The 26999-nt window shown below is 61.7% G+C and carries 18 protein-coding genes; 14 read left to right on the forward strand and 4 right to left on the reverse strand.

The window, feature by feature from the left end; translation table 11 throughout:
• The first annotated feature begins 136 nt into the window (after nucleotides 1-136).
• The 7 genes from CLV41_RS10525 to CLV41_RS10550 all read left to right on the forward strand — a co-directional run bounded on the left by CLV41_RS10525 (nucleotide 137) and on the right by CLV41_RS10550 (nucleotide 7772).
• Nucleotides 137-823 carry a response regulator transcription factor gene (locus CLV41_RS10525; protein ID WP_103222272.1) on the forward strand — a complete coding sequence of 229 codons (687 nt, stop codon included), beginning with the start codon at nucleotides 137-139 and terminating at the stop codon, nucleotides 821-823.
• Nucleotides 807-2258, forward strand: coding sequence for a sensor histidine kinase (locus tag CLV41_RS10530; protein WP_103222273.1), 1452 nt, complete (start codon nucleotides 807-809; stop codon nucleotides 2256-2258). Before CLV41_RS10525 ends, CLV41_RS10530 begins: the two co-directional genes overlap by 17 nt.
• On the forward strand, nucleotides 2203-5205 hold the full coding sequence (locus CLV41_RS10535; RefSeq protein WP_208987426.1) for a bifunctional [glutamine synthetase] adenylyltransferase/[glutamine synthetase]-adenylyl-L-tyrosine phosphorylase: 3003 nt from the start codon (nucleotides 2203-2205) through the stop codon (nucleotides 5203-5205). Before CLV41_RS10530 ends, CLV41_RS10535 begins: the two co-directional genes overlap by 56 nt.
• Nucleotides 5206-5365: 160 nt before the next feature.
• Nucleotides 5366-5680 (forward strand): hypothetical protein, encoded by a 315-nt coding sequence (locus CLV41_RS10540; protein ID WP_146048550.1) that lies wholly within the window; start codon nucleotides 5366-5368, stop codon nucleotides 5678-5680.
• Between the two features lie 87 nt (nucleotides 5681-5767).
• Entirely contained in the window at nucleotides 5768-6334 is a 567-nt protein-coding gene (locus CLV41_RS10545) for a hypothetical protein (protein ID WP_103222275.1), read from the forward strand.
• Nucleotides 6335-6381: 47 nt separating this feature from the next.
• A complete protein-coding gene (locus CLV41_RS27745) occupies nucleotides 6382-6552 on the forward strand; it encodes a hypothetical protein (protein WP_170107161.1) in 171 nt (56 codons plus the stop codon).
• Between the two features lie 182 nt (nucleotides 6553-6734).
• Complete coding sequence (locus CLV41_RS10550; protein ID WP_103222276.1) at nucleotides 6735-7772, forward strand: T3SS effector HopA1 family protein; 1038 nt, start codon at nucleotides 6735-6737, stop codon at nucleotides 7770-7772.
• A gap of 372 nt (nucleotides 7773-8144) precedes the next feature.
• Here the strand turns inward: CLV41_RS10550 and CLV41_RS10555 are convergent, their stop codons facing one another.
• The 3 genes from CLV41_RS10555 to pepN all read right to left on the reverse strand — a co-directional run bounded on the left by CLV41_RS10555 (nucleotide 8145) and on the right by pepN (nucleotide 16238).
• The gene (locus tag CLV41_RS10555) at nucleotides 8145-10775 is read right to left on the reverse strand and encodes an autotransporter outer membrane beta-barrel domain-containing protein (RefSeq protein ID WP_103222277.1); all 2631 of its coding nucleotides are present in this window, start codon (nucleotides 10773-10775) and stop codon (nucleotides 8145-8147) included.
• Between the two features lie 302 nt (nucleotides 10776-11077).
• Complete coding sequence (locus CLV41_RS10560; RefSeq protein WP_103222278.1) at nucleotides 11078-13432, reverse strand: PAS domain-containing sensor histidine kinase; 2355 nt, start codon at nucleotides 13430-13432, stop codon at nucleotides 11078-11080.
• 157 nt (nucleotides 13433-13589) lie between these two features.
• Nucleotides 13590-16238, reverse strand: coding sequence for an aminopeptidase N (pepN, locus tag CLV41_RS10565; RefSeq protein ID WP_103222279.1), 2649 nt, complete (start codon nucleotides 16236-16238; stop codon nucleotides 13590-13592).
• A 228-nt stretch (nucleotides 16239-16466) separates the two neighbouring features.
• On the opposite strand from pepN, the gene CLV41_RS10570 reads away from it, so the two are divergent.
• The 4 genes from CLV41_RS10570 to CLV41_RS10585 all read left to right on the forward strand — a co-directional run bounded on the left by CLV41_RS10570 (nucleotide 16467) and on the right by CLV41_RS10585 (nucleotide 20931).
• The gene (locus CLV41_RS10570; protein WP_103222280.1) at nucleotides 16467-16964 is read left to right on the forward strand and encodes a class I SAM-dependent methyltransferase; all 498 of its coding nucleotides are present in this window, start codon (nucleotides 16467-16469) and stop codon (nucleotides 16962-16964) included.
• Nucleotides 16965-16981: 17 nt separating this feature from the next.
• A complete protein-coding gene (locus CLV41_RS10575; RefSeq protein WP_103222281.1) occupies nucleotides 16982-18181 on the forward strand; it encodes a CaiB/BaiF CoA transferase family protein in 1200 nt (399 codons plus the stop codon).
• A 60-nt stretch (nucleotides 18182-18241) separates the two neighbouring features.
• Nucleotides 18242-18835, forward strand: a complete 594-nt coding sequence (locus CLV41_RS10580) for an NUDIX domain-containing protein (protein WP_103222282.1) — start codon at nucleotides 18242-18244, stop codon at nucleotides 18833-18835.
• Between the two features lie 239 nt (nucleotides 18836-19074).
• Nucleotides 19075-20931 (forward strand): adenylate/guanylate cyclase domain-containing protein, encoded by a 1857-nt coding sequence (locus tag CLV41_RS10585; RefSeq protein WP_208987427.1) that lies wholly within the window; start codon nucleotides 19075-19077, stop codon nucleotides 20929-20931.
• 49 nt (nucleotides 20932-20980) lie between these two features.
• Here CLV41_RS10585 and CLV41_RS10590 read toward each other — a convergent pair whose 3' ends face one another.
• The gene (locus CLV41_RS10590) at nucleotides 20981-21898 is read right to left on the reverse strand and encodes a LysR family transcriptional regulator (protein WP_103222284.1); all 918 of its coding nucleotides are present in this window, start codon (nucleotides 21896-21898) and stop codon (nucleotides 20981-20983) included.
• A gap of 146 nt (nucleotides 21899-22044) precedes the next feature.
• Here CLV41_RS10590 and CLV41_RS10595 point away from each other — a divergent pair, with 146 nt between their 5' ends.
• From CLV41_RS10595 to CLV41_RS10605, 3 genes are all read left to right on the forward strand, one after another.
• On the forward strand, nucleotides 22045-22911 hold the full coding sequence (locus CLV41_RS10595) for an NAD(P)H-binding protein (protein WP_103222285.1): 867 nt from the start codon (nucleotides 22045-22047) through the stop codon (nucleotides 22909-22911).
• A 318-nt stretch (nucleotides 22912-23229) separates the two neighbouring features.
• Nucleotides 23230-25116 carry an ABC transporter ATP-binding protein gene (locus tag CLV41_RS10600; protein WP_103222286.1) on the forward strand — a complete coding sequence of 629 codons (1887 nt, stop codon included), beginning with the start codon at nucleotides 23230-23232 and terminating at the stop codon, nucleotides 25114-25116.
• A complete protein-coding gene (locus CLV41_RS10605) occupies nucleotides 25113-26999 on the forward strand; it encodes an ABC transporter substrate-binding protein (RefSeq protein WP_103222287.1) in 1887 nt (628 codons plus the stop codon). Before CLV41_RS10600 ends, CLV41_RS10605 begins: the two co-directional genes overlap by 4 nt.

The following is a 26999-nucleotide window of genomic DNA, read 5'->3' on the forward strand; positions in this document are numbered from 1 at the left end:
CTGCCCCAAACCCCGACGGACCGGTCCTTGCCTTGGGTTCAGCATACAGAACCCTGAATGGCTGGCGGCGGCGCCTCACATCCCAAGCCGCCGCCGGCCATTGTTATTCCGACACAACTCAAGGTAAAAGGGGGGTATGTTGAGAATTCTCGTTATTGAAGATGATCCCGAAGCTGCCGGCTATCTCGTCAAGGGCCTGAGTGAGCTCGGCCATACGGCCGATCAGGCGGCGGACGGACAGACCGGGCTGCAAATGGCCGTCGACAGCAGCTACGATATTCTCATCGTCGACCGGATGCTTCCGAAACTGGACGGGCTTTTGCTCATTCAGGAACTGCGCCGGGAAAACAACCACACCCCGGCCCTGATCCTTTCCGCGCTTGGCCAGGTGGACGACCGCGTCAAGGGTCTTCAGGCCGGAGGCGACGATTACCTGCCGAAACCCTACGCTTTCACCGAGCTTCAGGCCCGAGTCGAGGCTCTGGCCCGCCGGCCGAAATCGACCCAGCAGGTGGAAACGAGCTATACCGTCGGCGATCTGACGCTCGACCGCATGACCCGCTCCTGCCGGCGCGGCGAGACGGACATTCCTCTCCAGCCGCGCGAGTTTCGCCTGCTGGAATATCTGATGCAGCATGCGGGCCAGGTGGTCACCCGCACGATGCTGCTGGAAAACGTCTGGGAATATCACTTCGATCCGCAGACGAATGTGATCGATGTCCATATTTCCCGGCTTCGCGGCAAGATCGACAAGGGATTTGACACACCGCTCCTGCATACGATCCGCGGCGCCGGATACACGATCCGTGACACGGTTTACTAGGTTCACCAGAACGACCGCTTTCAAGCTGTCGCTGCTGTATTTTGCCGTCTTCACGGTGATGTCCGGATTTCTGCTGTTTTATATTTCCGACAGCACCGACACGCTGATGTCGGAACAGGTTGTCCAGACCGTCGACGCGGAACTGAAGGGGCTGTCCGATATCTACGTGCGCGGAGGGCTGCGCGATCTGGTGGACACCATCGATCGCCGCTCCCGCCACCCCGACGCCAGCCTTTACCTGCTGGTGGATTTCGCCGGCAACGCTCTGGCCGGGAACATCGCCCGCCTGCCGACCATCGTGCTGGAAGAAGCCGATGGCGGACTGCGCAGGGTGCGCTATACGCGCCTCGGTCAGGATACGGAAGACATCGAACGCCAGGCCATGGTGCGCATATTCGAGCTGCGGGGCGGTTTCCGTCTGCTCGTGGGCCGGGATCTCGGCGACCAGTTGCTGTTTTCCAATCTTCTGGCCAACGGGCTCCGGCTCTGGCTGATCCTGGTTGTGATCATGGCGGCGATCACCTGGCTGTTCGTCAGCCGCAGGGTGATGAAACGCATCGACGAAATCTCCGCCACCGCCCGCACGATCATGAACGGCGATCTGTCGAGACGGCTGACGCTGGCGGGAAATGAGGACGAATTCGACCGGCTGGCCGTCAGCCTCAACGCCATGCTGGAGCGGATCGAACTGCTGATGCAGTCGATGAGGGATGTGACCGACAATATAGCCCATGACCTCAAGACCCCGCTGACGCGGCTCAGGACCCGCGTCGAGACCGTATTGCGTGAAGCGGAGGGGGAAGCGGGATATCGCGCCGCGCTGGAAGCCACGCTCGAGGAAACCGACAATCTGCTGCGCATCTTCAACGCGCTTCTAAGGATCGCCCGGATTGAATCCACCGCTCCAGGATCGGTCATGGGGACGGCGGATCTGGACAAACTGGTCGCGGAGATCGCCGAGCTTTACGAACCCCTGATCGAAGATGAAGGTGGCCGGCTTGAAACGGATGTGCCCGTGGGTCTCAAGGCCGACTGCAACAAGGACCTGATCAGCCAGGTCCTCGTGAATCTCATTGAAAACGCACTCAAATACGGCCGATCGGAAAACGGGGAACTGCTGATCCGCCTGTCCGGCAAGGAGGAGGGCGGCCGCGTCGTTCTCACTGTCACGGACAATGGTCCTGGAATTCCGCGTAAGGACCAGGATCGGGTCAAGGAACGTTTCGTCCGCCTGGAGGAAAGCCGGTCCGAACCGGGCACGGGCCTGGGCTTGAGCCTTGTCAAGGCGGTGGCACGCTTACATGGCGGAGAATTGCACTTCAACAATGAGGGTCCGGGCCTTTCCGCACGGATCGATTTGGCAACGGTCGGTGACGGGCATGGTGATGGACGGGGCAGGACATCCGAAAAAGCAAGGCAGTCACTTGCAAGGTGACGGTGGAGAAGGCGTTCTCGCCGATCGCATTTCCGTGGTTCCGGTCGCTCCCAATCCGGTTCACGCGGAACTTTTCCTGAAGGACCTTTTCGCGAACGCGGAAGCGGGGGCCGCTCTCGGCGCGCTTTTGCAGGCCAAGCCGGATCTGAAGGACTTCCTGACGGGCATTATTGGCAACACGCCTTTCCTGCGCGATCTCATGCTGGCCGATCCGCCAAGGCTACTGGAAATTCTGAAGGAAGCTCCCGAAACCCGGATCGGGCGAATTCTGGCCGATGCCGCGCAGGCGCGGGCCGAGGACGAGGCCGGCATCATGCAGGCTCTGAGGCTGCTGAAACAGGACCTTGCCCTGACCCTCGGTCTTGCCGATGTCTGCGGGGCGGCGGATCTCGACCTGGTGACCGGGGCGCTTGCCGGCTTTGCCGATGCGGCGCTCACGGCCGCGATCCGGTTCTGCCTGGACGATCTTGCCCGCCGCAACAAGTTCAATCCGTTCGATCCCGAAAGACCGGAGAGAGACAGCGGCCTGATCGTGCTCGCCATGGGCAAGCACGGCGCCAACGAACTGAATTATTCCTCCGACATCGATCTGATCGTTCTCTACGATCCGGAGAAGGCCCCCATGGCGGGCACGGCGGAAGCCCCGGTGGAATTCGTCCGGCTGACCCGGCGCCTGGTCAAGATCATGCAGGACAGAACCGCCGACGGTTATGTCTTCCGGACCGATCTGCGCCTGCGGCCCGATCCCGGGGCGACGCCCCTGGCCATGTCTGTTCCCGCGGCGCTGGTCTACTACGAGTCCCTCGGCCAGAACTGGGAACGCGCGGCGCTGATCAAGGCGCGGCCTTGCGCGGGCGATATTCCGGCGGGCGAGGAATTCCTGCAGGAGATCGTCCCGTTTATCTGGCGCAAATACCTCGACTTCGCGGCTATCGCGGATGTGCAGTCGATCAAGCGCCAGATCCACATGCACAAGGGCCACAGCGTCATTGCCGTGGCAGGGCACAATGTGAAGCTCGGTCGTGGCGGCATCCGCGAGGTCGAATTCTTCGTCCAGACACAGCAACTCATCGCCGGCGGCCGCAATCCGGCCCTCCGGGGCCGCCGGACGCTCGACATGCTGGACGCGCTTTGCGAGGCGGACTGGATCCGCCCGGAAGCGCGCGACGAGATGGGGCAGGCCTACCGGTTCCTGCGCAATGTCGAACACCGCATCCAGATGCTGAACGACGAGCAGACCCAGCTTCTGCCCAAGGATCGCGAGGGTGTGACGCGGGTCGCGGCCCTGATGGGTTTCGGCAGCCTTGAGGCCTTTGAAACGGTGTTCCTGGAACACGCGCGCAAGGTCCAGCATCATTACGCGGAGCTTTTCGAGGATGAACCGGCTCTGTCGTCCGAACTCGGCAACCTTGTCTTTACCGGCGACGACCATGACCCGAATACGCTGGAAACGCTGTCCGGGCTCGGCTTCAAAAATCCGGCGGACGCCGCCGCCATTGTCAAATCATGGCATTTCGGACGCTACCCTTGCACCCGCTCGTCCCAGGCGCGCGAACGGCTCACGGAACTGCATCCCACCCTTCTCGGGGCTCTGGCCGCCACCGAAAACGCCGACGCGGCGCTGCGGTCCTTTGACAGTTTTCTGGCGAAATTGCCGGCGGGCGTGCAGCTCTTTGCCCTGCTGAAATCCAACCCGCACCTCCTGACGCTTCTCGCCACCACCATGGGCGCCGCGCCGCGCATGGCCGAGACGGTTTCCAAACGGGTGCATGTGCTCGATGCCGTGCTGGATCCGGCCTTTTTCGGCGCGATGCCGAGCGTCGAGGAATTTCGCACCGGCCTGGACCGGACGCTCGCCCAGGCAAGATTTTACGAAGAGGCCCTGGACCGTGCGAGGATCTTCACTCAGGAACAGCAGTTTCTGATCGGCCTGCGTCTGATTTCCGATACGCTGTCCGCCGACAGGGTCGGCTTCGCTCTGGCCCGGCTGGCCGAGGTGGTGGTTGACCGTATCCTGACGCAGGTCATGAACCATGTCGGGGAGAGCCACGGCAAGGTTGAGGGCGGGAATGTCGCCGTGCTTGCAATGGGGAAACTGGGTGGCCGGGAAATGACCGCTGCCTCGGATCTCGACCTGATCCTGCTCTACGAGGCCCCGCCGGACGCGAAGATGTCCGATGGCAAGCGGCCGCTGGCGATCTCCCAGTATTACACCCGCCTGACGCAGCGCCTGGTCACCGCCCTGTCCGCGCCGACGGCGGAGGGCTCTCTCTACGAAGTCGATTTCCGGCTGCGTCCGTCCGGCAATGCCGGGCCGCTGGCGACCAATCTGGACGGCTTCCTCGACTATCAGGAAAAGAGCGCCTGGACCTGGGAGCACATGGCCCTGACCCGTGGCCGGGTGATCGCCTCCACGTCTCAGGAGTTCCGCCAGAAGATCTACGAAAATATCTGCAGGACACTCACGCAACCGCGCGACAGGAAGAAGCTTGCCGACGATGTGCGAACGATGCGCGCCCGGATTGAAAAGGAAAAGGGAACAAGAGACATCTGGGACCTGAAACAGGTCGCAGGTGGTCTGGTCGACATCGAATTCATCGCCCAGTGCCTTCAGCTTGCGCACGCTGGGGAAAACCCGGCCGTGCTGGCGCAGGGAACCGAACAGGCGCTGGAATTCCTGCGCGATGCCGGCTGCCTGGACATCGGCGAGGCCGAACTGCTGCTGGAGGCGTTGCGGCTCTATCAGCGCCTGACCCAGGTTCTGCGTTTGACCCTCACCGGAAAATTTGTCCCGGCGGAGGCGCCCGGCGGCGTTCTCAACCTCCTGGTTCAGGTCTCGGGAAGTCCCACCTTCACCCGTCTGGAAACGGAACTCGCCGATCTTCAATCGCAGGTAAGGGCGGCATTCGAGCGCCTGGTCGGGAAGGTGCAGCCCGACGAAGGCTGAGCGGACGCTTTCCGCTCAGCCTTCGTCACAGGGCTGCCGGACTTTTCACATTGAGCATATCGCGCCGCCGCGGAGCGCTCGAGAGTCGCCTCGATGCGAGCAGGGTGACGCGCGGCACAGGAATGCGCCGGGATTTTCCTTAAATCTGGGAATGTTGATTGTGTCTCATCCGGCCGCACCGGCGGCCCGCGTCCTGCCGACGGGCGAGGGCTCGCGCAGCGTACTCTGCCGGCGAAGCGAAACGGGTCACGATCAAAGCCTTTTGACATCGGTTGTCGGCTGGAGCGGCAACATGACCTTTCATCGTGAACTCAGGGAATTGGTGGACTGGACGTGGCAGCATTGGGAGGAGATCCTTCGCGTCGCCGTTGCCCACACCGGCAGGCCCAAGGGGCAAACCCATATGGAACTTGCGCCTGCCCAGGGCGGCAATGGAATGCTACAGTACAACAATCCCGGAATCGACAAGATCTAAAAGCAGTACGGTACCATCGAGCGCACCGGACAGGTCGATGAGGATCCGAGGGCTGTCGAGATATTCGTCGAGGAACTCATTCATCGAGTGGATGCGAAGCTCACGCCCAAACCGGAGCTGATGTTGCAGGGCTCTTTGCGCTGGGTCGAACTGGACAAACTCAGCCTTCTGAGAAACCGCGGCGATATGAAAGGGGGCTTTGTTCATTTCAACAAGCCTTATGGCGGTTCGTGTCTCGAGCGGGTCTACATCAACTTGAATGAATCGCTGCGCGGCAGGACCTTCGGCGGCATCCTGCTGAAGATCTGGGAGCTCGACGGGGTCCTCACGGCAAAGGTCGCCGTTTCCGGCCGGGAAGCTGTGGATTCCGTCGTCGTCTATTGCAGGAATGCCGCCACGCGGGACGAGGTCCTCAGAAAGGTCAAGAAATACCAGAGGCACCGTCTCGACCGCTTCGGTTCGGCGCTTCCGAAGATGGTCGCTCAGACCGGCAAGCCCGGCATCGGCTTCGGTGCCGAGCCGCCGAGGCGGCAACCGTTTCGCCCGAACAGCCAGACGTTCAACGGAGCAAACGATGTAATGCAGAGCTTCGGTCTTTATCGCTCGTCGCTCATCTTCATTGCGCTGGAACGGACGTTTTTCCGGAAGAAGTAAGATTTGACCCCAACCCCCGGCATGCGTTCAACGGCAAAAAGGTCTTCATGCAGCAAAAACAGGATTTCGAACGCCGGGTCGAGGAACTCTTCAGACTGGCCGGCCTCTCGGTCGTCCATCCTCATACCCAGGCCAATGTGACGTTCGACAACGATCGTGCGGGCCAAATGCCGCCGCCGCCACCGCCGCCACCGCCGCGTGGTCATCGGCGCAACTGATCCCGCAAGAATCCGACTGCCCAAGACAGGAGTTCCGGATCCGGGTCGGGTCCGGATATTCCGCTGACCGGAACGACCCTTCGGAAAAAGACCGGCGCGTGCTTGCGCGGTGACGCGCGGCACAGGGAAGTGCTGGCCCGATCCTCCATATTCGCTTCAGGCGAAGTGCACGGAGAGATCAAATGGCGCTGCATCGGGACTTGAAGAACATTGTGGACTGGGCCTGGTTGAGACGGGCGGAACTGATGGAAAAGGCCCGGGCCACAGGTCGGCCGAAAGGACAGACGCATATGTCGCCAGGCAACCGGGCGGTCAGGGAGATCTATGGCTACATCTGCGGCGCGACCGCCGGCAAGCGTATCACTGAAAGGACGATGACCACCTTCTCCGGAACGCTCTACAGGAAACTGCACAACAAGCTTGAAGGGCGTATCAGATACCTGTGCCAGACCAACGAAGTGACCGTAATGAGGGATCTTGCAGATTTCCCGGAACCGAGAGACTGGGTCGGCGCATTCATCCATTTTCAGAAGCGTCCGATGCCCCGGTGCACCGAACGTGTCTATGTGAATCTCAAGGAGCCGACGAGGGCGAATGCGTTCAGTGCGATCCTGAAGAAGATCTGGCATCTGCCCGGTGTCACCAGCGCGAAAGTCGCAGCACCCGGTGCGGTCAAGTCCGACACCGTCCTTGTCTACTGCAAAGACAGGGAAACACGCCAGGAAGTCATCAGGATCATCACCAAGTACAAGAAAAGAAACCTGAGATACTTCGGGTCGGAACTTCCCAAACTGGTGGCGTCAGTCGGAACGGGCATCGGACACGGCGCCGAGCCGCCGGACATTCACCCGGAAAGGCCGAACAGCCAAAGGTTCGAAGCCGGCGAGACAGACGGTCAGAGCTTCGGAATGTACCGGGCAATCCTCATTTTCACCGCGCTGGAGCGCACTCAGTTTCCCGAAGAGATGAGCCAGGATTTCAGCAGGGCCGGTATCGACCTCAGCAGGTTCCAGAACGCCAATCCGAGACACGGGATGCATCTGGACATTGCCGGGGAACAGAAGAAGCAAGTCGATTCCGTCAGGAACATGGCGCAGAAGATGGAGTTTGAACAGCGGGTGGAGACAATCTTCCGGCTAGCGGGCCTGGACACCGAACACCCGGAAACGCAAGGCAACCCCATCCTGAATGCTCCGCCGCCACCTCCGCCGGTAAATTAGAGCCTGTCGCGTCCAATCGGAGACATGAGTTTCAGGAAGGCGTCCACAGCTGCTTTTACATAGTAAATGCGTTCGGGCGATTTTCTCAATTCAACGCGACATTCTCTAGGGTCTGTGGCCAATTAGGTTTGGGGAGCGGCGCGAGCCGGATTTCGGTGTCCGAACAGGAGGAAAGTCCGCAGTGGTGCCGCCCACCACAAGGGCTTTCCGACGCAGTCGGGACCGAAATCCGCAGCGTCTCGAAGAGATTTGGCGCAAAACGCCCATTTCAGCGTCCCAATGTCTTGAAAGGGAACACCCTTCCTGCGACCTTGCTTCTTGAACTGGGCGTTTTGCATCCAAACCTCGACCAAATCCTTATTGTCCCAGACCCTAGAACCGTGCCGAAAGCCTGGCGAATATGCCGTGATCGCGAGCGGTTGCGCCCAGTTCGCCGTTGTAGCTGAGGGAGCCCTTGATACTGTCGCTGAAGCCGAGGTTCAGGCCGGCCTCGATCAGGGCGGCGTCACGGTCGAGTGGCGTTCCGGAGATTTCGAACGCATCGCCGCCGGAAAACCGCATCGTCGAAGCCGCATCGAGATCGCCGACGGCGTGACGCCAGCCGAGGCTGCCGAATAATGCGGCGTCGAACGCGCCGGTGGCGGCGATCTGTGTTTCCGCCCGAACGCCAAGCGTGGTGGTGCCCAGGGTCTGCGACGTCGAGGCAACGGTGAGTGCCGCCGCACCGCCGGTCTCGGTGAAGCCGTCGCTGTGCTGGTGGATAAGGGCGGCCCCCGCGAAGGGTTCGATACGGGCGAACGGCGTCTCGAACATATAACCTGCTTCACCGAAGACATGCGCGGTGGAGGCCGCGTAGTCGGCCCGCAGGGTATTTGTCAGCGTGCCCGCGCTGACATTGCGCGTCGTGGAGACATCGTGCCAGGCGTAACCGGCGCCAAGATGCAGAGCAATCGCGCCGAACCGGCGGCCGGCATAGGCGCCGAGTTGATAGCTGTCGGCATCTCCCGACGAGGCGCGGGCATCGGCGTCGAAGCTGCTTTTGCCATAACCGGCCAGCATACCGGCGCGCCAGCCGTTGAAGATGTCCGCATCGAGACCGAGAAAGAAACCGCCGCTGGTTTGATCCACCTGTGCCGCGTTGCCGTTGCCGCCGGTCTCGCCCCAACTGCCGTAGGCCTTGCCCCAGGCGGTGACGCCCACGGAGCTGTCCGGCGCCTCGCCGGGTCCGTTGAAGGCGATCATCGGCAGATCGCCGGCCGCCAGCCCGTCGAAGGCGCCGCGAATGCGTTCGCCGACGGCATCGCGGCCAAAGCGGCTTTGCTGAACCAGAAGCGTGTTTGCGGAGGCATGGACTTCGCCCGAAAGACTGTCGAAAGCCTTCCTTGCGTCCGCCCCGCTGAGCACGACGACCGCGTCATAGACGGTATTTCCCGAACCCAGGCTGTCGACACCATTGGCCGTTGCGCGCTGGTTTCCCGTATTGGCCGTGGACGCCAGACCGGAACTGTTGCGTGTCAGTGTCAGGGTGACCGCGTTGGCGCCATAGCCGAGCGCGGCGTCGAGATAGGCGAAGTTCTCGCTGACGGAGCCGAAGGTGCCGGTGACACCGGTGCCTGCGGTCAGGATCGTGTAGGTGGTCGAGGTATTGTAGGTCGAACCGTCGTCCGTGCCGTTTTCGGCATCCACTGTGACCTTGGCGCCGCTGTCGATGGTCACCGTACCGGTGGCCGCCAGCTTGTCGGCGTTGCCGTCCTTGTCGACCTCTACCGCGTAAGTGGAGCCGGAGACGAAGTTGACATCTCCCGCTACATTAAGCGTGCCGATGGAATTGCCGGGCGCGACGGTGGCCCCGGACGACAGCGAGAAACTGCTCACCGTTCCCGTGCCGCCGATGGTTCCCCCGCTGGCGACCGTGATCGCCGTGGTGAAGGTGCTGTTGAAGGCAAGGGTGCCGCCGGTGATCGTCGTGGTCCCGGTGAAACCTGACAGGTCTCCGCTGAGCTTTGTCACACCGGCCTCGTTGAGGAGGGCTCCGCTGCCGGTGATGTCGGCATCGAAGGTGTAACCGGTGCCGGTGTGATTGAACACGATCTTGCCGGTGCCGCTGCCGAAGGCCACGGTATCGGCGTTGAGCGTTCCGGCCGCGGCCGCCGCGCTGCCCGATGCCGCGCCGATGTTCAGCGTGCCTGAGGACCCGCCGTTTTTTGCGACGCTCAGCGTGCCGCTGCCTTCGTTAAGGGTCATTTCGCCGCCGCCGGCGAGTGTCAGGCTTCCCGAGCCGTCATTGCCCAGAACGGACCCGTTGGCCGCCTTGATGAGGGAGCCCTGACCCGTGACGGTCGCGGTGCCGGTCGAGCCCGTGAGCCACCCGATATCGAAGTCGTCGCCGCTGAACTTGCCGCCGTCGGAAACCATCAGCGTGCCCGTGCCTTGATTGCCGACATTGACACCTGTGGTGGTGACCCATTGCGACCCCGATCCGGTCACTGTCACCGTTCCCTCGGAACCGGCCTGGTTGCCAATCTGCCCGAGGACGGTCGTGACCTTGCCGCCGTTGGTAATGGTCAGTGTCCCCGTGCCCAGCTCGCCAACGCCGAGGTCGACGCTGTTGAGCCATTGAGACCCGGCCCCGTCCACAGTGATTGTTCCCACGGAACCGACCTGTTTGCCGAGAGACCCGCCAGCGCTCGTGACCTCGCCGCCGGCCGAAACGGCCACCGACCCTGTGCCGCTATCGCCAATGGTGATCGCCCCGCCATTCGCCCACGGGTGGCCCAGCGTGCCCGGGGCCCCGGCGCCACTGCCGATGACCGTTTCGCTCGAGCCGTCGATGATATCGATCGTGGCCAGGGCAGGCGACATCGGGGCCAATAACAGAACGAGACTGCCGGTCAGAGCCGTTGCCAGCAGCAGCGTTGCGCGGCGCTGTCGCGATGCGCAGGGAACAAATGCGGCGGAGAGACTTTTGACATTCCGCGGAAAACGGATCGGTGAGAAGGACATCGGTTCCTGCCTGCATTCGATAGTCGGTGGCTAAGCCGCTTGGCTCCAGTATGAGCGCGTGACGCAGGGCCCTCCCCAAAGACACAAACTCTTGATAAGACAGGTAGAAACAAAAAACTTGCATGCCGCAACCGCGAATCCGCGGAAATGACGGGGTTCAAGTGATTTTTAACACTTGATTCACATGTATTTGGAAACAGACGCCTCGGGCAAGCTGGCTGGAATACCGAATAAACAGGCGACTGACCGGGAGACGCCCAACCTGAAGATTCTGAACTGTCCTGAAAGCCGGCGTCACCGGGTCAGGCAGCGTCCGGGTCCGCCAGCGGCAGCGTGAAGCTGACTGTCGTGCCCTTCCTGACTTCCGACTGGATTGTCAGAGTGCCGCCGTGCAGCTCGACCAGGGAACGCGCGATGGCAAGACCGAGGCCGGAGCCCTGGTGGGTCTTGGTGAACTGGTTTTCCACCTGAACAAACGGCTGGGCGAGACGTTCGATGTCCCGTTCGCAGATGCCGATGCCGGTATCGCTCACCTCGAAGCGCAGCTTGTCGCCGCGCGGGCGCGCCCTGAGTGTAACAGTGCCGTCGTCGGGGGTGAATTTCACCGCGTTGGCGAGCAGGTTCAGCAGGATCTGCTTCAGGGCCCGCTTGTCCGCCTGGACGCAGATTTCCGCGGCCAGATCGGTGTTCACGGTGATGTTCTTTTCCGTGGCGGCTCCCGTGACGATCCGGCTCGCGTCCTCGGCGGCGGCGGAAGCATTGACCGCTTCCGTTTCGATGCTCATCCGGCCGGCTTCGATCTTGGACATGTCGAGAATGTCGTTGATCACGTTGAGCAGGTAGGTGCCCGAGGAATAGATGTCCTTGCAGTAGTCGTTGTACCGCTCGGTGCCCATCGGCCCGAACATTTCCTGGGTCATGATGTCCGAGAAGCCGATGATGGCGTTGAGGGGGGTTCTGAGCTCGTGCGAGATATTGGCCAGGAACTCGGACTTCGCCTTGTTGGCCGCTTCCGCACGGGTCTTTTCTTCCTGATACTTGTCCGCCAGATCCACGAGTTGACGGGCCTGGACTTCCAGCGTCTGGCGGGATTTCTGCAGGTCGGTGACAGTGGCTTTCAGCCGTCTTTCCGACTCCAGCAGCTTTTCCTCGTGTTTTTTCAGCGCGGTGATATCGGTGCCAACGGAAACGAAACCGCCGTCCTTGGTGCGGCGCTCGGAAATCTGCAGCCAGCGGCCGTCTTCCAGTTGCGCCTCATAGGAGCCGTCCGGCGCGCCGCCGCGCTGGGTGACGGTGACCGGCTGCGGCGCGACTTCCGCGTTTGAGGCGGCGGCCATCACGTCATTGTAAGGGGTTCCCGCCTTGATCACCGAACTCGGCAGGCTGTGCAGCGACTGGTAGTTGGAATTGCAGATCACCAGTTCGTTTCTGTGGTTCCAGAGAACGAATGCTTCCGAAATCGTCTCGATCGCATCGCGAAGGCGCAGGTCCGCCATCCGGCTTTGTTCTGCCAGCCGGTGCTGTTCGGTAATATCGATGCAGATGCCGATCAGATGCGGTTCCGCCCGGCCCGGCTCGGACTGGATCTCGCCCCGGGCGCGCAGCCAGATCCAGCTGCCGTCGGCGTGGCGCATCCGGAACGTCTCGTCGACAAGCGTTTCGCCGCTTTCAAGCAGATGTTCGGCAAGACCAAGCAGGTCGATGTCGTCCGGATGGGTAATGTCGGCGACGTCGGCAAAGCTCAGGATGTCGTCCTTGGGCTCCCGGCCAAGAAGTTCATAGAGCGAAGACGACCAGAACATCCGGCCCCTGGACAGGTCCCAGTCGAAAAGTCCGCAGCGTCCATGGGTGAGGGCGGTGTCGATCCGGGCCCTCGTGGCGGCATACATCTCATCCGCGGCCTCGGCGCGTGTCGCCTGGCTGAAGAAACCGTAGATCATCGCCAGCAGAACCAGCGAGGTGCCGACAAAGAGCGTCACATTCGTCGAAAGCTCGTCCCGCCAGTCGACATAGATGTGGCTTTCCGGCTGCAGGACGGCGACCATGCCAAGACGGCCGTCGAGGTGATGAACGGTGGCAAGCACCTGTTCGTCTCCATCGCTGCCGCCGATGTCGGCGGGAACCGGCAGTACGCCAGCCCGGGCTCCGAAAACGGTCAGGGGCTGCGACGGGCCGAGAATATCGGTGATTGGACGGCTTTCCAGATCCGGTTGGGGCGGTGCCGAGGCCACGATCGTTCCCGCCTCATCCGTGACCAGGAAAATCCGGCCCTTGCTGGTCGCACCGGCCGGCAGGCTGTCGGCGAGATTGCGTTTCAGCGTTGTCCTGTAACCGGCTTCCGGCAGAGTGGTTTCGGCATCGCCAAGACTGTTGGCGACGACGGTCGCCATGAGGCTGAGCGTGCTTTGCGCGGTTTGCCGGGTTTCGGAAAAGCTCTTGATCAGTTCGCCGGCACGGAACATCGCCAGTATGACGATGAAGACGATTGCCAGGGCGGGAATGGCGCGCCGCATGAAACCGTCCGTGCGGGCAAGGCTTTCCAGAAGGGACGCAAACAGAGGCTGCAAAGGCAAGCCCGTCTGGCTTGCGCTTGTCTTGCTGTCCGACTCCTTCTCGCCGCGCCGCTCAATTGCGTCGCCAGCCAATGCTCGCGCCATGGGAAGTGTGCCTCAAATTCCGCCGCCTCGGAGCGTACCCCGAATCACTTTCATTTGAATCAAAACGTCTGTTTTTGTCCAGCCCCGGCAAAGAAGAAAATGGTTAACGCCGATCCGCTTTTGCTGATCTTGCGTTAACTTCTCACAGTATTGCTCACTATTGCAGTGTTCTGTCGACGATATCGCGGCTGTCTCTTGACAGATCTTCGCATGAAGAAACCCTCAGGAGGGCAGATTCAGCAAGGGCAGATCGTTGTGGGTCAAGGGCTCGCCAGGAGCGGAAACTGGTGAGGAGGCGCGAGGCGACCTGGGGATTGCGCTTGTCGATCTCCAGAATCGATTCGGCAATCAGCTCAAATCCGGCTCCGTCGGCACGGGCGAACTGGGTAGGGTTTCCGGTGGCGAAGGACTGCAGCAATGCGCGTACCCGGTTCGGATTGCCGGCATCGTAAAGCGGCTGGCTCATCAGGGCGCGGACCTTCGCCAGCGTTTCCTCTCCCGGTGCCGTTGCCTGAACCATGAACCATTTGTCCATGGCGAGCGAATTTGTCTCGTGCCGCGCCTTGTACCGGTCGAGGGCCTCCGTTTCCCGGGGCATGTGGTCATGGACGAGGAGGGTCAGCGCCGCCAGCCGGTCCGTCATGTTGTCGGCGGCGGAGAACCGCTCCCAGACCAGTTCGGCTGCGTCAGGGGAACCGGTGGCCGCATAATAGTAAAGTGCCCGGTTGGACAGGGCGCGTTTCCCGGCCGCTGCGGCATTCGGGGAATACGCACCATCGCCGGACAAACCGGTCACCACGGCGAGAAATGCATCGCCGTGCTGGCGGGAAACGGCCTGTCGGAGCAGCCGCCGGGCGGCATGGACGGCATCCGGATCGACATTCTTGCCGATCTCCTGGGCGATATCGGCTTCGCTCGGCAGGGTGAGGGCCTGGGCCTTGAGCTGCGCGTCAAGGGACATGTCCGACAGCACGGATCCGAAGACCCGAATGACATCCTCGGAAGGCACACCGGGTTGACCCTTCCGGATTAGTCCCGCCAGCCGGACGAGGTCCTGCATGGCGAGGGTCTGGACCGCCTGCCAGCGGTTGAAGGGGTCGCTGTCCTGGGCTGCCTGGAACTGAAGCTCCTCCAGCGTGAGTTTGTGATCGAGGCGGACAGGCGCCGAGAAGTCGCGCAGCAGCGACAGCACCGGCGCGGAAGGAATATTGCGGAACGTCACTTCCTGCTGAGCCTTTTCAAGCACAATGACGTCGCCGGCAATCCGGGCCCCTTCCGCCGGGGCCGTTATCTCCATATCTTCCCCATTGGGCCCGAGAAGACCGAACCGAAGCGGGATGACCGCCGGTTTGCTGGACTTCTGTCCCGGCACGGGCGGGATTTCCTGGGAGAGCGACACGCAAAAGGTCTGGCGCTCGGGATCATGGTGCGTCTTTACAGTCACCACCGGCGTGCCGGCTTGATCGTACCACAGGGCGAACTGGCTGAGATCGATGCCGGCGGCATCTTCAAAACACGCCAGAAACGCTTCGATGGTCGTTGCCTCGCCGTCATGTCGCTGAAAGTACAGGTCGAGCCCCGCGCGGAATTCCTCGCCGCCCAGCAGGGTCTTGAGCATACGCACGACTTCGGCGCCCTTCTCGTAAACGGTGGCCGTATAGAAGTTATTGATTTCGTGATAGAGCCGCGGCCGCACGGGATGGGCCAGCGGTCCGGCGTCTTCCGGGAACTGGTGGGATTTCAGCAGGCTCACATCGGCGATGCGCTTGACCGGACGCGAACGCATGTCGGCGGAAAATTCCTGATCGCGGAACACCGTCAGGCCTTCCTTGAGGCAGAGCTGGAACCAGTCGCGGCAGGTGATGCGGTTGCCGGTCCAGTTATGGAAATACTCGTGCGCGATCACCGCCTCGATATTGGCGTAGTCCTGGTCGGTCGCGGTTTCCGGATCGGCCAGCACATATTTGTCGTTGAAGATGTTGAGGCCCTTGTTCTCCATCGCGCCCATGTTGAAGTCCGACACGGCGACGATGTTGAAGACGTCCAGATCGTATTCGCGGCCGAAGACCTCTTCGTCCCAGCGCATGGAGCGCTTGAGCGAATCCATGGCCCAGGCGCACAAGGTCTCCTTGCCATGCTCCACATAGATGTTGAGCGCGACTTCCTTCCCGGAGGCCGTGGTGAACCGGTCCGGGACCTGTGCGAGATCTCCGGCAACCAGGGCGAACAGATAGGCCGGTTTGGGATGCGGGTCGTGCCAGAGGGCATAGTGACGGTCCGTCCCGTCGACCGTGCCCGTTTCCACGAGGTTGCCGTTGCCGAGCAGCACAGGGCATTCCGCTTTCGACGCCTCAATGCGCGTTGTATAGACCGCAAGGACGTCGGGCCGGTCCAGGAAATAGGTGATGCGCCGGAAGCCTTCCGCCTCGCACTGGGTGCAAAAGGTTCGCGAGGACCGGAAAAGCCCCATCAGCTTGGTATTGGTGTCCGGATTGATTTCGGTCTCTATGGTCAGCTCGAAAGGCGCGGCCGGCGGGTTCTGGATTTCCAGCCGGTCGGGAGTGGCGGCATAAGCGGTTTGCGGCAGGTCCTCGCCGTTCAGTTTCAGGCCGGTCAGGGTAAGCTCATCGCCATCGAGAACCAGAGGCGTGCCTTCTTCCGTGCTTGCGGCTCTGGCGAACGACAGAGTGGCCGTGACCTTCGTGGCCGCCGGCTCGAGCAGAACGTTCAGATGAACCTTGTCGATGCGGTAGGCAGGCGGTCGGTAGTCTTCCAGCCGGATAGCCGGCGCCGTTTCGGAACGCATCGATGTCTCCTGAAGCAAATTGGGCAAACGGATTGCGGCGACCGGTGCGCGAGGGCCGGGCCGGAACAACAGCCGTTAGCATGATCGGTGATTGTGGCAAAGTCCAGTTTCCCCGGAATGGCCAACGGGTAGCCGGGAAACCGTAACAGCGAATTGTCAGAGACGGCTTTGACCTTGCGCAAGGCATTGTCTATGTGAGAGGCGTTGTCAGCAACAGGAACCTTCTTAATGAGCCGTCTGGACAGTTTTATCCGCCGCATGACCTCCCAGAAAATCCTGCTGGAATATCTGGTCGACAAGGTCAACGAAGTCGATGGACCTGTCCTCGAACTGGGCCTGGGCAACGGCCGCACCTACGATCACCTGCGGGAAATCTATCCGGCAAAGGAGATCTTCGTGTTCGATCTGGCCATGAACTGTCATCCGAGCTGCGCGCCGGATGCCGAGCACATGATCCTGGGCGACATTCGCGACACGCTTGCCTTTTGTGGCCCCCGTGTCGGCGCCAGGGCGTCCTTTGCCCATATCGATATCGGCTCCGCGGATCCGACCAACGATCTTGCCATCGTCGACTGGCTCGAACCGCTGGTAAATGAGCGCATGGCTGTCGGTGGATACGTTCTGACAGCGCTCGAGCTTCATCTGTCGAATTTCGAATCCCTTGAGAAACCGGAAGGCATTCATCAGGGCCGCTATCATATCTACCGCAAGGCCGCGGAAGTCTGAAATCCGAGGATCCGTGCATGACCGCGCCGCTCAAGGGCATCAAGGTTGTCGAACTCGCCCGGATTCTGGCCGGCCCCTGGACGGGGCAGACCCTTGCCGATCTGGGCGCGGATGTGATCAAGGTCGAAAGCCCGCAAGGGGACGACACCAGAGGCTGGGGGCCGCCCTTTCTCAAGGACGAGGCGGGGCAGGACCGGGACGCGGCCTATTTTCATGCCTGCAATCGCGGCAAGCGCTCGATTGCGGTCGATTTCCGCACCGATGAAGGCCGGGCGATCGTTCGCAGGCTGGTCGCGGACGCGGACGTCCTGATCGAGAACTTCAAGGTCGGGGGACTTGCCAAATACGGGCTGGACTATGAAAGCCTGCGGCACATCAACCCGAAGCTGATCTACTGCTCGATCACCGGATTCGGTCAGGACGGACCCTATGCCCGCCGCGCGGGATACGACTTCATGATCCAGGGCATGGGCGGGATCATGGACCTGACCGGCGAGCCGGAGGGAGACCCGCAGAAGGTCGGCGTTGCCTTCGCCGATATCTTCACCGGTCTTTACGGCGTCGTCGGAATTCTCGCCGCGCTGCGGCGGCGCGATGAAACGGGCGAGGGCGAATGGGTGGACATGGCGCTTCTGGACACCCAGGTCGGCGTTCTCGCCAATCAGGCGCTCAATTATTTTGTCTCCGGAAAATCCCCCAAGCGGCTTGGCAACGCCCATCCGAATATCGTGCCCTACCAGGTTTTTCCGGCAAGGGACGGCCATCTGATCATCGCTGTCGGCAACGACGGCCAGTTCCGGCGTCTATGCGGCGTGCTCGGCCTGCCGGAGCTGACGGAAGAGGCGAAATTCGCCACCAATGCCGCCCGGGTCGCGGCAAGGTCGGAGCTGGTTCCGCTTCTGTGCGCGCAGACCGCGTCGCGGATGCGCGACGATCTTCTGGAGGCGCTGGAGCTGGAAGGCGTGCCCGCCGGGCCGATCAATTCGGTGGAAGATGTCTTCAACGATACGCAAGTGAGGCACAGGGACCTGAAGGTCGAACTTCCGGCGGGTGGGGTCGCGGGCGGTTCGGTCGCCTCGGTTCGCACGCCGATCCGTTTCAGGAACGCTTCGCTCGTTCTGGAGCGCGCGGCACCCGCGCTCGGGGAGCATACGCAGGAGATTCTGGCCGAGCTCGGATTGGCACCCGATGGCGACGATCCAGACATGTCCGATTGACCCGCCGGCCGGGCATATTCCCCGCGGGGCGTCCTCGAAATCTGAAATCTGGGTGACATCATGGCTGAACCGGAGTTCCTGAAAATCCTGGCGACCAGCGTCCTTTCCGACGACTGGGGAACACTGACCAGATACAGATTCAGGTTCCGGCGCCGGGACGGAACCTGGCAGGAACAGACCCGCGAAGCCTATGACAGGGGGAACGGCGCAACCTGCCTGCTTTACAATCCGGACACGGATTGTGTTCTGCTGACCCGGCAGTTCCGCCTGCCGGTGTGGTTGAGCGGCAAGGACCCTTTCCTGATCGAAACGCCGGCGGGCCTGCTGGAAGGCGCCCACCCGGAGGACCGGATGCGGGCGGAACTGATCGAGGAGACCGGCTTCGACGTCTCCCGCCTGGAACATCTCTTCGATGTCCACATGAGCCCGGGATCAGTGACAGAATACCTTTGTTTTTTCGCCGGCACATACCATTTGAACGACAAGGTTTCCGAAGGCGGGGGCGAGAAACGGGAAGGGGAGGACATAGAAGTCCTTCACGTACCGCTCTCAAAGGCGCTGGAAATGATTCGTACCGGAGAGATCTGTGACGCCAAGACAATCATACTTCTGCAGGATCTTGCCTTGCGTAAACTGGTGCCGGCCCGGTCCTGATACAATTTTAAACCGTTCAGATACGTTGCTTGCGGAATTTGCCTTAATTTGATGCCAACTCTTTGGCAGGTAAGCTGCCTTTTGGATCGACAGACTTCCAGTCGGAATCGATTGCGGATCTGAAATTGATCGACTTTTAGAGTGTTGGAGCATCGTGTCTGCGTTCAACGGAACGCCGGATGCTCCAATTAAGATAAGGACACCGCCCGATGGCGATCAGGTTACGCACAGGACGGCGCATGAAGTGGCCTTTGACGATTATCGTCGGGGTTGGTTTCGGTGCCTTCGTGGCAATCGCCATCGGCCTCGTCCTGGGCCTGTCCGGCTCGGCGAATTACCGCAATACTTTTTCGCTTCTCAACGACAAGGCCATACTGAGTACCGAAGCGCTCGAAGCACAGCTTCGCACGCATTTCAGGTCCCTGGAAAACGTGGTTGTCGGACTGAAGCCCTATTTTGACGACGGCAAGATCGGGTTCGAAAACCCGGATAAGGCCTTGGAAGACCTCGCGATCGTCCTGAACTCCAATACCGATGTGAGTACGCTGGCGGTAACCGATCCGGAGGGCAGACGGATCGGTTTGTACCGGTCGCCGTCGGGAAAACTGTGGCGGATCGAATCGGACGTGCCGCCACCGGGCATGGACATGCATGAAATTCCCCAGCTCGCGGCGGACAGCCCGCCGAAGTGGGGGCCGCTCGTACAGCACGAAGTGGGTCTGTTTGCCAATGTTTCGGTTCCGCTCGTCCGGGATGGCGGGGTCGTCGGCATTCTGACCGCGGCCAGTTCCATGGAAGACCTGGCTCACATCGTCACCGCCCAGGATGAGGGGGCTGAGAATACTGTCTTCATCATTTCCGGCGACGGTCAGGTCATCATGCATTCCGACGAGGACTGGCTGCAGTCCGGAGGAAGCATAAAGAACAAGCTCCCGGCTTCCTGGCAATCCGCGGGAGACCCGGTGCTTGCCGCCATGGCGAACGAACAGCCGCTTGATGAATTCAAGAAAGCCGCTGATCGCGGTATCGGCGTATTTGTCGTCGAGACAGCCGATGAAAACGAGTTCATCATGATGAAGGCCAGCGTCGAGGGCTTCAGCGACAAGCCGTGGATCATCGGGCGGTATTATCGCGATTATCGCGGCGCGGCCATCTCCCGGGAAGTCACGCGGCTGGCGGGGTCGATGTTCGTCGGCCTCGGCGCATTGGTGGTCTCCGTTCTGATCGCCTTCTGGCTGGGCCGGAGGGTCGCAAAACCACTGCGCAACCTCGCCATTCAGTCACAGCGGGTCGGAACCTTGTCCCTGAATGAAGTCGAGCCGCTGCCGCGCAGCCGGGTTGCGGAAGTCGATCAGGTCGCCGTGGCGTTCAACTCAATGGTGGAAGGCCTGAAGGCCATGAACACCTATGTGCCGCGCTCGCTGTTCATCAAACTCATGCGTCTTGGCGGCGGGGACGCGGCCGAAGCACGGGAAGCGGAGCTGACGATTGTATTTACCGATATTGTCGGTTTCACAGCCCTGTCCGAACATCTGTCCGCCGAAGAAACGGCGCGGCTTCTGAACGATCATTTTGCCATTCTGGTGGAAGCCGTTGAAGGGGAGGGCGGCACGGTCGACAAGTTCCTGGGCGACGGCATGCTGGCCTTCTGGGGCGCCCCGGACGCGCGGCCCGATCATGCCGAAGCGGCGGTAAGGACCGCCCGCCGGATCGCCTCGGCTCTTCGCATGGCCAACGAGTCGGCTGAGGAGAATGGCCGCCCGAAAATGTCCCTGCGGATCGGCATTCACACCGGGCAGGCGGTTGTGGGCAATGTGGGCGCGCTCGACCGCTGGAACTACACGGTCGTCGGAGATACGGTGAATGCGGCCGAGCGCCTGCAGACACTGGGCAAGGAAGCTCCCGGAAGCCCCGAGGTGATCATCCTGGCAAGCGCCGATACCATCGGGCAGCTTCCCCTGGAGCGTAACCACCGGCCGGTCGGGGCGCATCATCTGCGCGGCCGCAGCGGTCTCATGGAAGTTTACTGGCTGGATCCGTTTCCGGCACCCGAGGCCGCCCAGGCCGCAACCCAATCCGTCACCGCAGCGCAGTAGTCCCGAAAACCAGCCGAATGCCCGGGCTTGAGGGTTTTGTCGGGACCGGTCATGTTGGCGGCCGTTCCCGCGCGACCAGTTCTATGAAGGCTCGAAGCGGTGCCGGCACAAGCCGGCCGGGATAGTAGAGGCGCGGACCGTCGAGCGTCGGCCACCAGTCTTGCAGCACGGGCCGCAGCGTTCCTGCGTCGAAGTCATCTTCGAGCCAGTTCCGGAAGGTCCGGATAATTCCGTGTCCGAGGCGGGCGTAGATTATCGCCGTATGCACCGAATTCACGCTGAGAATCAGGCGCGCCCGCGGGTCGACCGTTATCGCCTCCTTGCCCTTGCGCAACTCCCACGGCAACAAAGGGCCGCTGGGAAGGCGGTAACGGATGCAATCGTGATCGAGCAGTTCGTCCGGTTCGCAAGGGACGTTGCGAGCCGCGAGGTAGGCGGGCGCGGCGGCAAGCGCAAGCTGTTGAGAGCGCGGGCCGATGGGCACGGAAATCATGTCCTGCGCCAGTTGCTCACCATATCTGATACCCGCATCGCACCCCTTGGCGATGGCGTCCACCAGACTGTTCTCGACCACGAGTTCGATCTTCACGTCAGGATGAAGCAGCAGAAAACGGTCGATGATGGGCGGCAGAACATCCGGCACGACCGCACCGGGCACGTTGAGCGTGAGCCTGCCGCTGACCTTGCCTTTGGAGCTTGCCGCATCGGCGAGAGCTGCCCGTGTTTCCGCAATCAGCGGAGTGATGCGTTCGGCAAGGCTGCGCCCGGACTCGGTCGGCATGACACTGCGTGTCGTCCGCAGCAAAAGCGGTACTCCGAGCCGTGCCTCGAGCCGTGAAACGGTCTCGCTGACGTTCGACGGAGAAATCCCGAGCCGCTTTGACGCGGCGCGAAACCCGCCCTCTTCCAGCACGGAAAGCAGGATGGAAAGGTCATCGAGGCTCGGGTCATCACGATTGTTCGCCATAGAGAACAGAGTATTTGGAATGCGCCGGATTATCAATCACCAGGAAACAGTCATTCTGGTCAGCGGAAGTGGTTCGGCAACGCATATCGAGGCTGTCGTCTGGAGCGCTTCTCTCTCTTTGTTCAGCCAGGGAACGGAACACCATCATGCTGATTGTCACAGGCGCTACAGGCCAGCTTGGCCGCAGGATCGTCGAACATCTTCTCTCTCTTGTGCCCGCAGGCCGGATCGGGGTCAGCGTCCGGGACCCGGAGCGCGCGCGCGATCTGTCCGCCCTCGGCGTCCGGGTGCGGCGCGGCGACTACACGGACCTCCCAAGCCTGCTGACCGCCTTCGACGGCGCCGAGCGGATTTTGCTGGTTTCCTCCAACGCGGCCGCCACCGGCGGCGATCCGCTCGCGCAGCACAGCGTTGCGATAGCCGCTGCAAAGCAGGTTGGCGCCGAACGATTGCTCTACACGAGCCAGGTCTCCGCCTCTGAAGCCTCGCAGTTTCCACCCGGACGCGATCACGCGGCAACGGAGCGCATGCTGGAGGGATCCGGACTGGCCTGGACCGCCCTTCGCCACGGCTTCTATGCCGCCAGCGCACTTATGATGAATGCCCGGGGCTTTGCGGACGGGCTGCTTGCAGTCCCGCAGGACGGCAAGGTTGCCTGGACCACGCATGACGACCTTGCCACGGCCGATGCTGCCATGCTGGCGGGCGTTGAGGAGGTCGATGGCCCAACGCCGCCCCTTGCCGCCGGGCAGGCGCTGGATCTTGCCGGTCTCGCCGCACTGGCCTCCGGTGCCCTGGGTAAACCGGTGACACGCGATGTGGTGGACGATGAGGCCTGGATGGCGGGTGCAAGGGCAGGCGGCATGCCGGAACGTGCGGTGGAGATCATGATGGGCTATTTCCTGGCCGCACGGGCTGGAGAATTCGCCGCCACCGATCCGATGCTCGAGCGGTTGATCGGACGCCCGGCCGCATCGGTGCGCACATTTCTGCAGGAAAACCTGCAAGGTTGACTTCTGCCGCGGACGCTTGCTGGCCGCGGCACGATCTGTCTTCCGGTCGTTTAAGGCCGCAACAGCCTGCCGGAACAGCAGGAAGGCAGAAATTCGGGAATCCGTATCTGAAAGGACTTGCCCCAAATCCTCGCCTGGACCCGGGCCGGGACCAAGATTCTGATTAAAAAAAGGAATTTTTTCAAATGTGATGCAAATCACAGACACTGCCACCGCTTTTCTGCATTGCTATCCTCTCGCGATTTTGGTTGTCTTTGTATTGCAATATGGGCTTAGTAAGCCACTCGCAAACAATCCTGGGCGGGAAGGAAAAGCGCGGTGAATGTTCTCTCGATCGAGGGACTGACAGTAGATTTCAATACAGCGGAAGGTTTTATCCGGGCCGTCGACGATGTGTCGTTCGTGGTGCCCGAAAACCGGACGGTTGCGCTCGTGGGGGAATCCGGTTCGGGCAAGACGGTCATCTCCCAGACGATCATGGGTCTGTTGCCTCAGGCGGCGGCGATCACGTCCGGCAAGGTGATCCTGGCGGACCCGACCGGCGCCGAGCCGCCTGTCGACATCGCCACGCTGGAGCGCAAGGGGCCGCGGATGCGGCATCTGCGCGGCAACCGCATCGCGATCATCTTTCAGGAGCCCATGACCTCCCTGTCGCCGCTGCATACGATCGGCGACCAGATCGGCGAGGCGGCGCTTCTGCATCGCAATGTCTCGGGCGCGCAAGCCCGAAAGCTCACCAGGGAAATGCTCCGCCTGGTCCAGTTCCCGGACCCCGAACGGGCGCTCGACACCTATCCGTTCGAGCTCTCCGGCGGCTTGCGGCAGCGGGCGATGATCGCCATGGCGATGATCTGCCGGCCGGCGCTGCTGATCGCCGACGAACCGACCACCGCCCTCGATGTGACGATCCAGGCGGATATCCTCAAGCTCATCCGTGAGGTCCAGGCCGAACTGCGCATGTCGGTGCTGCTGATCACCCACGATTTCGGCGTGGTCGCCAACATGGCCGACGAGATCGCGGTCATCTACCACGGCCGCATCATGGAAAAGGGCACCGCCCAACAACTTTTTACCGATCCTCAGCACGATTACCTCAAGGCCCTGCTCAACGCGGTGCCGAGTTTCCACATGGACAGGGACGAACGGCTGGTGCCGATCCGTCCGATCATCCTGAAGTCCGGGGATCTGACCCGCAACCGGCCGCATTGCGACGTCGCTCCCGGCGAGCCGCTGGTGGAAATGCGCGATGTCACCAAGACGTTCACCCTGCGCAAAGGCTCGCTTCTCGGTGGCAAGGCCAAGACCCTTACCGCTCTTGACGACGTCAACCTGACCATCCGCCGCGGCGAATGTCTCGGGCTGGTCGGCGAATCCGGTTCCGGCAAGACCACAGCCGCCAAGGCGATCCTGCGGGCAATCAATCTGCAGGGCGGCAAGGTTCTTTATAACCGCGGCAAGGGACTGGAAGACATCGCCAAGCTGAAGGGGCCGGATCTGATGGATTACCGCCGGCGGGTGCAGCTGATTTTCCAGGATCCGTTCTCCTCGCTCAATCCGCGCATGACCATCAACGATATCCTGATGGAACCTTTCGAGGTGCACGGCATCGGCACGCCGCAGGAGCGCGCGGAACGCGCACGCAGCCTGATGGACCTGGTCGGTCTCGATCCGCGCTTCCTGCGCCGCTATCCGCATTCCTTCTCCGGCGGCCAGCGCCAGCGCATCGGCATCGCCCGGGCGCTCGCGCTCAATCCGGAATTCATCCTGTGCGACGAACCGACCTCCGCCCTGGACGTGTCGGTTCAGGCGCAGATCCTCAACCTGTTGCAGGATCTGAAACGGGATCTCAATCTTACCTACCTGTTCGTCAGCCACAATCTGGCGGTGGTAGACTACCTTGCGGACCGGATTGCCGTGATGTGCCGCGGCCGCCTCGTGGAAATGGGCGAGACGCGCACCGTGACCGGCAATCCGCTTCATCCCTATACCAAGGCGCTGCTGTCCGCGGTTCCCGAACCGGACCTGTCGGCGCAACTGGATTTTGCCGCTCTCGATGCCAAACGGGCATCGGAGCCGCAACTTTGGCCGGAACCCTTCCGCCTGACAGACGGTCTCGAGCCGTCACTCGTCGAAATGGAACCGGATCATTTTGTCTGTGCACCCGGCCTGAAGAATGCCGGGGCGCTTGAGGGGACTGCAGCATGACGCTTTTGAATTCTCTAAGGGCGGGTCTGTTCCTGACCGCCGCACTGATCGCGGGGCCGCTGGCCGCGCTGGACCTGAAGGAAACACCGGGCCTCGATCCTTCCCTGCCGCCGGTGGCGGAGCGGCTGCCCGCCGAACCACTGGTCGTGGACCTTGAAGCCAAGGGCCGCCAGATCGGCAAGCAGGGCGGATCGATCGACACGCTGATCGGCCGCGCCAAGGATGTCCGCCTGATCAACGTGTGGGGCTATGCGCGCCTGGTCGGCTACGACGAGCAGCTCGAACTTGTTCCGGACATCCTGAAAGACGTGCAAGTCGAGGACGGCCGGATCTTCACGCTGCAGACCCGCAAGGGGCACAAATGGTCGGACGGCCACCCCTTCGGCGCCGAGGATATCCGGTATTATTTCGAGGACGTCGTCAGCAACGAGAGCCTGAACCCCTCCGGACTGCCGCCCTTCCTTCAGGTCAACGGCAAGCCCCCCGTCTTCGAGGTTCTGGACGAGACCACCGTGCGCTTCACCTGGGACGATCCGAACCCGCTTTTCCTGCCGGAACTGGCCAAGGCGCGCCCGCCGTTCATCTACCGTCCGGCGCATTACCTGAAGCAGTTTCACGAAAAATACGGCGACCCTGATTTCATCGCCGGCGAAGCGGAAAAGGTGAAGGCGCGCAGCTGGGCGCCGCTGCACAACAAAAAAGACGACATGTACAACGCCCAGAATGTCGATATTCCCAGCCTTCAGCCCTGGGTGCGCAAGCGCGACGACAGCGATCTGCGGTTCATTCTGGAACGCAATCCCTTTTACCACCGGGTCGACACCGAGGGTCAGCAGCTTCCCTATATCGACGACGTCGTCATGACCGTTGCCGACGGCAAGCTGATCCCGGCGAAGTCCCAGGCGGGCGAGAGCAATCTTCAGGCACGCAATCTCAACTTTGCCGATATCACCGTGCTCAAGAAGGGCGAAAAGCAGAACGACTACACGACGGCTCTCTGGGCAAACACCAAGGGGTCGGAAATCACGATCCAGCCGAACATGACGGTCAAGGATCCGGTCTGGCGCGAGTTGCTTCGGGACACCCGTTTCCGCCACGCGCTGTCGCTGGCGATCGACCGCAAGCTGCTCAACCGCGTGCTGTTCTTCGGTCTCGGCAAACCGGGCAACGATACCGTTCTGCCCGCCAGCCCGCTCTACAAGGCCGAATATACGACCAAGTGGGCGGATTACGATCCGGAACAGGCGAATGCGCTGCTGGATGAAATCGGCCTGACGGAACGTAACGACGACGGCATCCGTCTGATGCCTGACGGACGTCCGCTGGAAATCATCGTTGAGACGGCGGGCGAGGAACAGGTGCAGGACGATGCCCTGGAACTCGTCACCGAGATGTGGAAAGAGGTCGGCGTCGAGCTGTTCGCGAAGCCGAGCCAGCGCGACAACATGCGTGAACGGTCGATTACCGGCGAGTTGGTCATGTCCGTCTGGTGGGGCTTCGAGAACGGTATCCCGACCTCCGAAATGCCGCCGGAAGACTACGCACCGGTGCATGGTGACAGGTTGAGCTGGAATGCCTGGGGTGACTATTACGAGACCGGCGGCGAGGGTGGCGAAAAGCCGGACTGGAAACCTGCCGAGCGCCTGATGGAACTGTACAATTCCTGGCTCACTTCCAGAACGCCGGAAGAGCGGACGAAGATCTGGGAGGAAATGCTGCAGATTCACGCCGACGAAACCATCCATATCGGTCTGGTTTCCAGCGTTCCCCAGCCGGTGGTGATCAAGGATATCGAGAACGTTCCGCTTGAAGGCATCTACGGCTGGGACCCGGGCGCGCATTTCGGCATTCACCGCATGGATGAGTTCTACAAGGCCGACTAA

Source organism: Roseibium marinum (genome assembly GCF_002906165.1).
Classification (GTDB): Bacteria; Pseudomonadota; Alphaproteobacteria; order Rhizobiales; family Stappiaceae; genus Roseibium; species Roseibium marinum.

Coding starts and splice junctions, on each gene's coding strand:
- CLV41_RS10575 (WP_103222281.1), top strand. CDS start 16,982: ATGACCGCGCCGCTCAAGGGCATCAAGGTTGTCGAACTCGCCCGGATT.
- CLV41_RS10525 (WP_103222272.1), top strand. CDS start 137: ATGTTGAGAATTCTCGTTATTGAAGATGATCCCGAAGCTGCCGGCTAT.
- CLV41_RS10595 (WP_103222285.1), top strand. CDS start 22,045: ATGCTGATTGTCACAGGCGCTACAGGCCAGCTTGGCCGCAGGATCGTC.
- pepN (WP_103222279.1), bottom strand. CDS start 16,238: ATGCGTTCCGAAACGGCGCCGGCTATCCGGCTGGAAGACTACCGACCG.
- CLV41_RS10605 (WP_103222287.1), top strand. CDS start 25,113: ATGACGCTTTTGAATTCTCTAAGGGCGGGTCTGTTCCTGACCGCCGCA.
- CLV41_RS27745 (WP_170107161.1), top strand. CDS start 6,382: ATGCAGCAAAAACAGGATTTCGAACGCCGGGTCGAGGAACTCTTCAGA.
- CLV41_RS10560 (WP_103222278.1), bottom strand. CDS start 13,432: ATGGCGCGAGCATTGGCTGGCGACGCAATTGAGCGGCGCGGCGAGAAG.
- CLV41_RS10550 (WP_103222276.1), top strand. CDS start 6,735: ATGGCGCTGCATCGGGACTTGAAGAACATTGTGGACTGGGCCTGGTTG.
- CLV41_RS10555 (WP_103222277.1), bottom strand. CDS start 10,775: ATGTCCTTCTCACCGATCCGTTTTCCGCGGAATGTCAAAAGTCTCTCC.
- CLV41_RS10585 (WP_208987427.1), top strand. CDS start 19,075: ATGAAGTGGCCTTTGACGATTATCGTCGGGGTTGGTTTCGGTGCCTTC.
- CLV41_RS10535 (WP_208987426.1), top strand. CDS start 2,203: ATGGTGATGGACGGGGCAGGACATCCGAAAAAGCAAGGCAGTCACTTG.
- CLV41_RS10580 (WP_103222282.1), top strand. CDS start 18,242: ATGGCTGAACCGGAGTTCCTGAAAATCCTGGCGACCAGCGTCCTTTCC.
- CLV41_RS10570 (WP_103222280.1), top strand. CDS start 16,467: ATGAGCCGTCTGGACAGTTTTATCCGCCGCATGACCTCCCAGAAAATC.
- CLV41_RS10590 (WP_103222284.1), bottom strand. CDS start 21,898: ATGGCGAACAATCGTGATGACCCGAGCCTCGATGACCTTTCCATCCTG.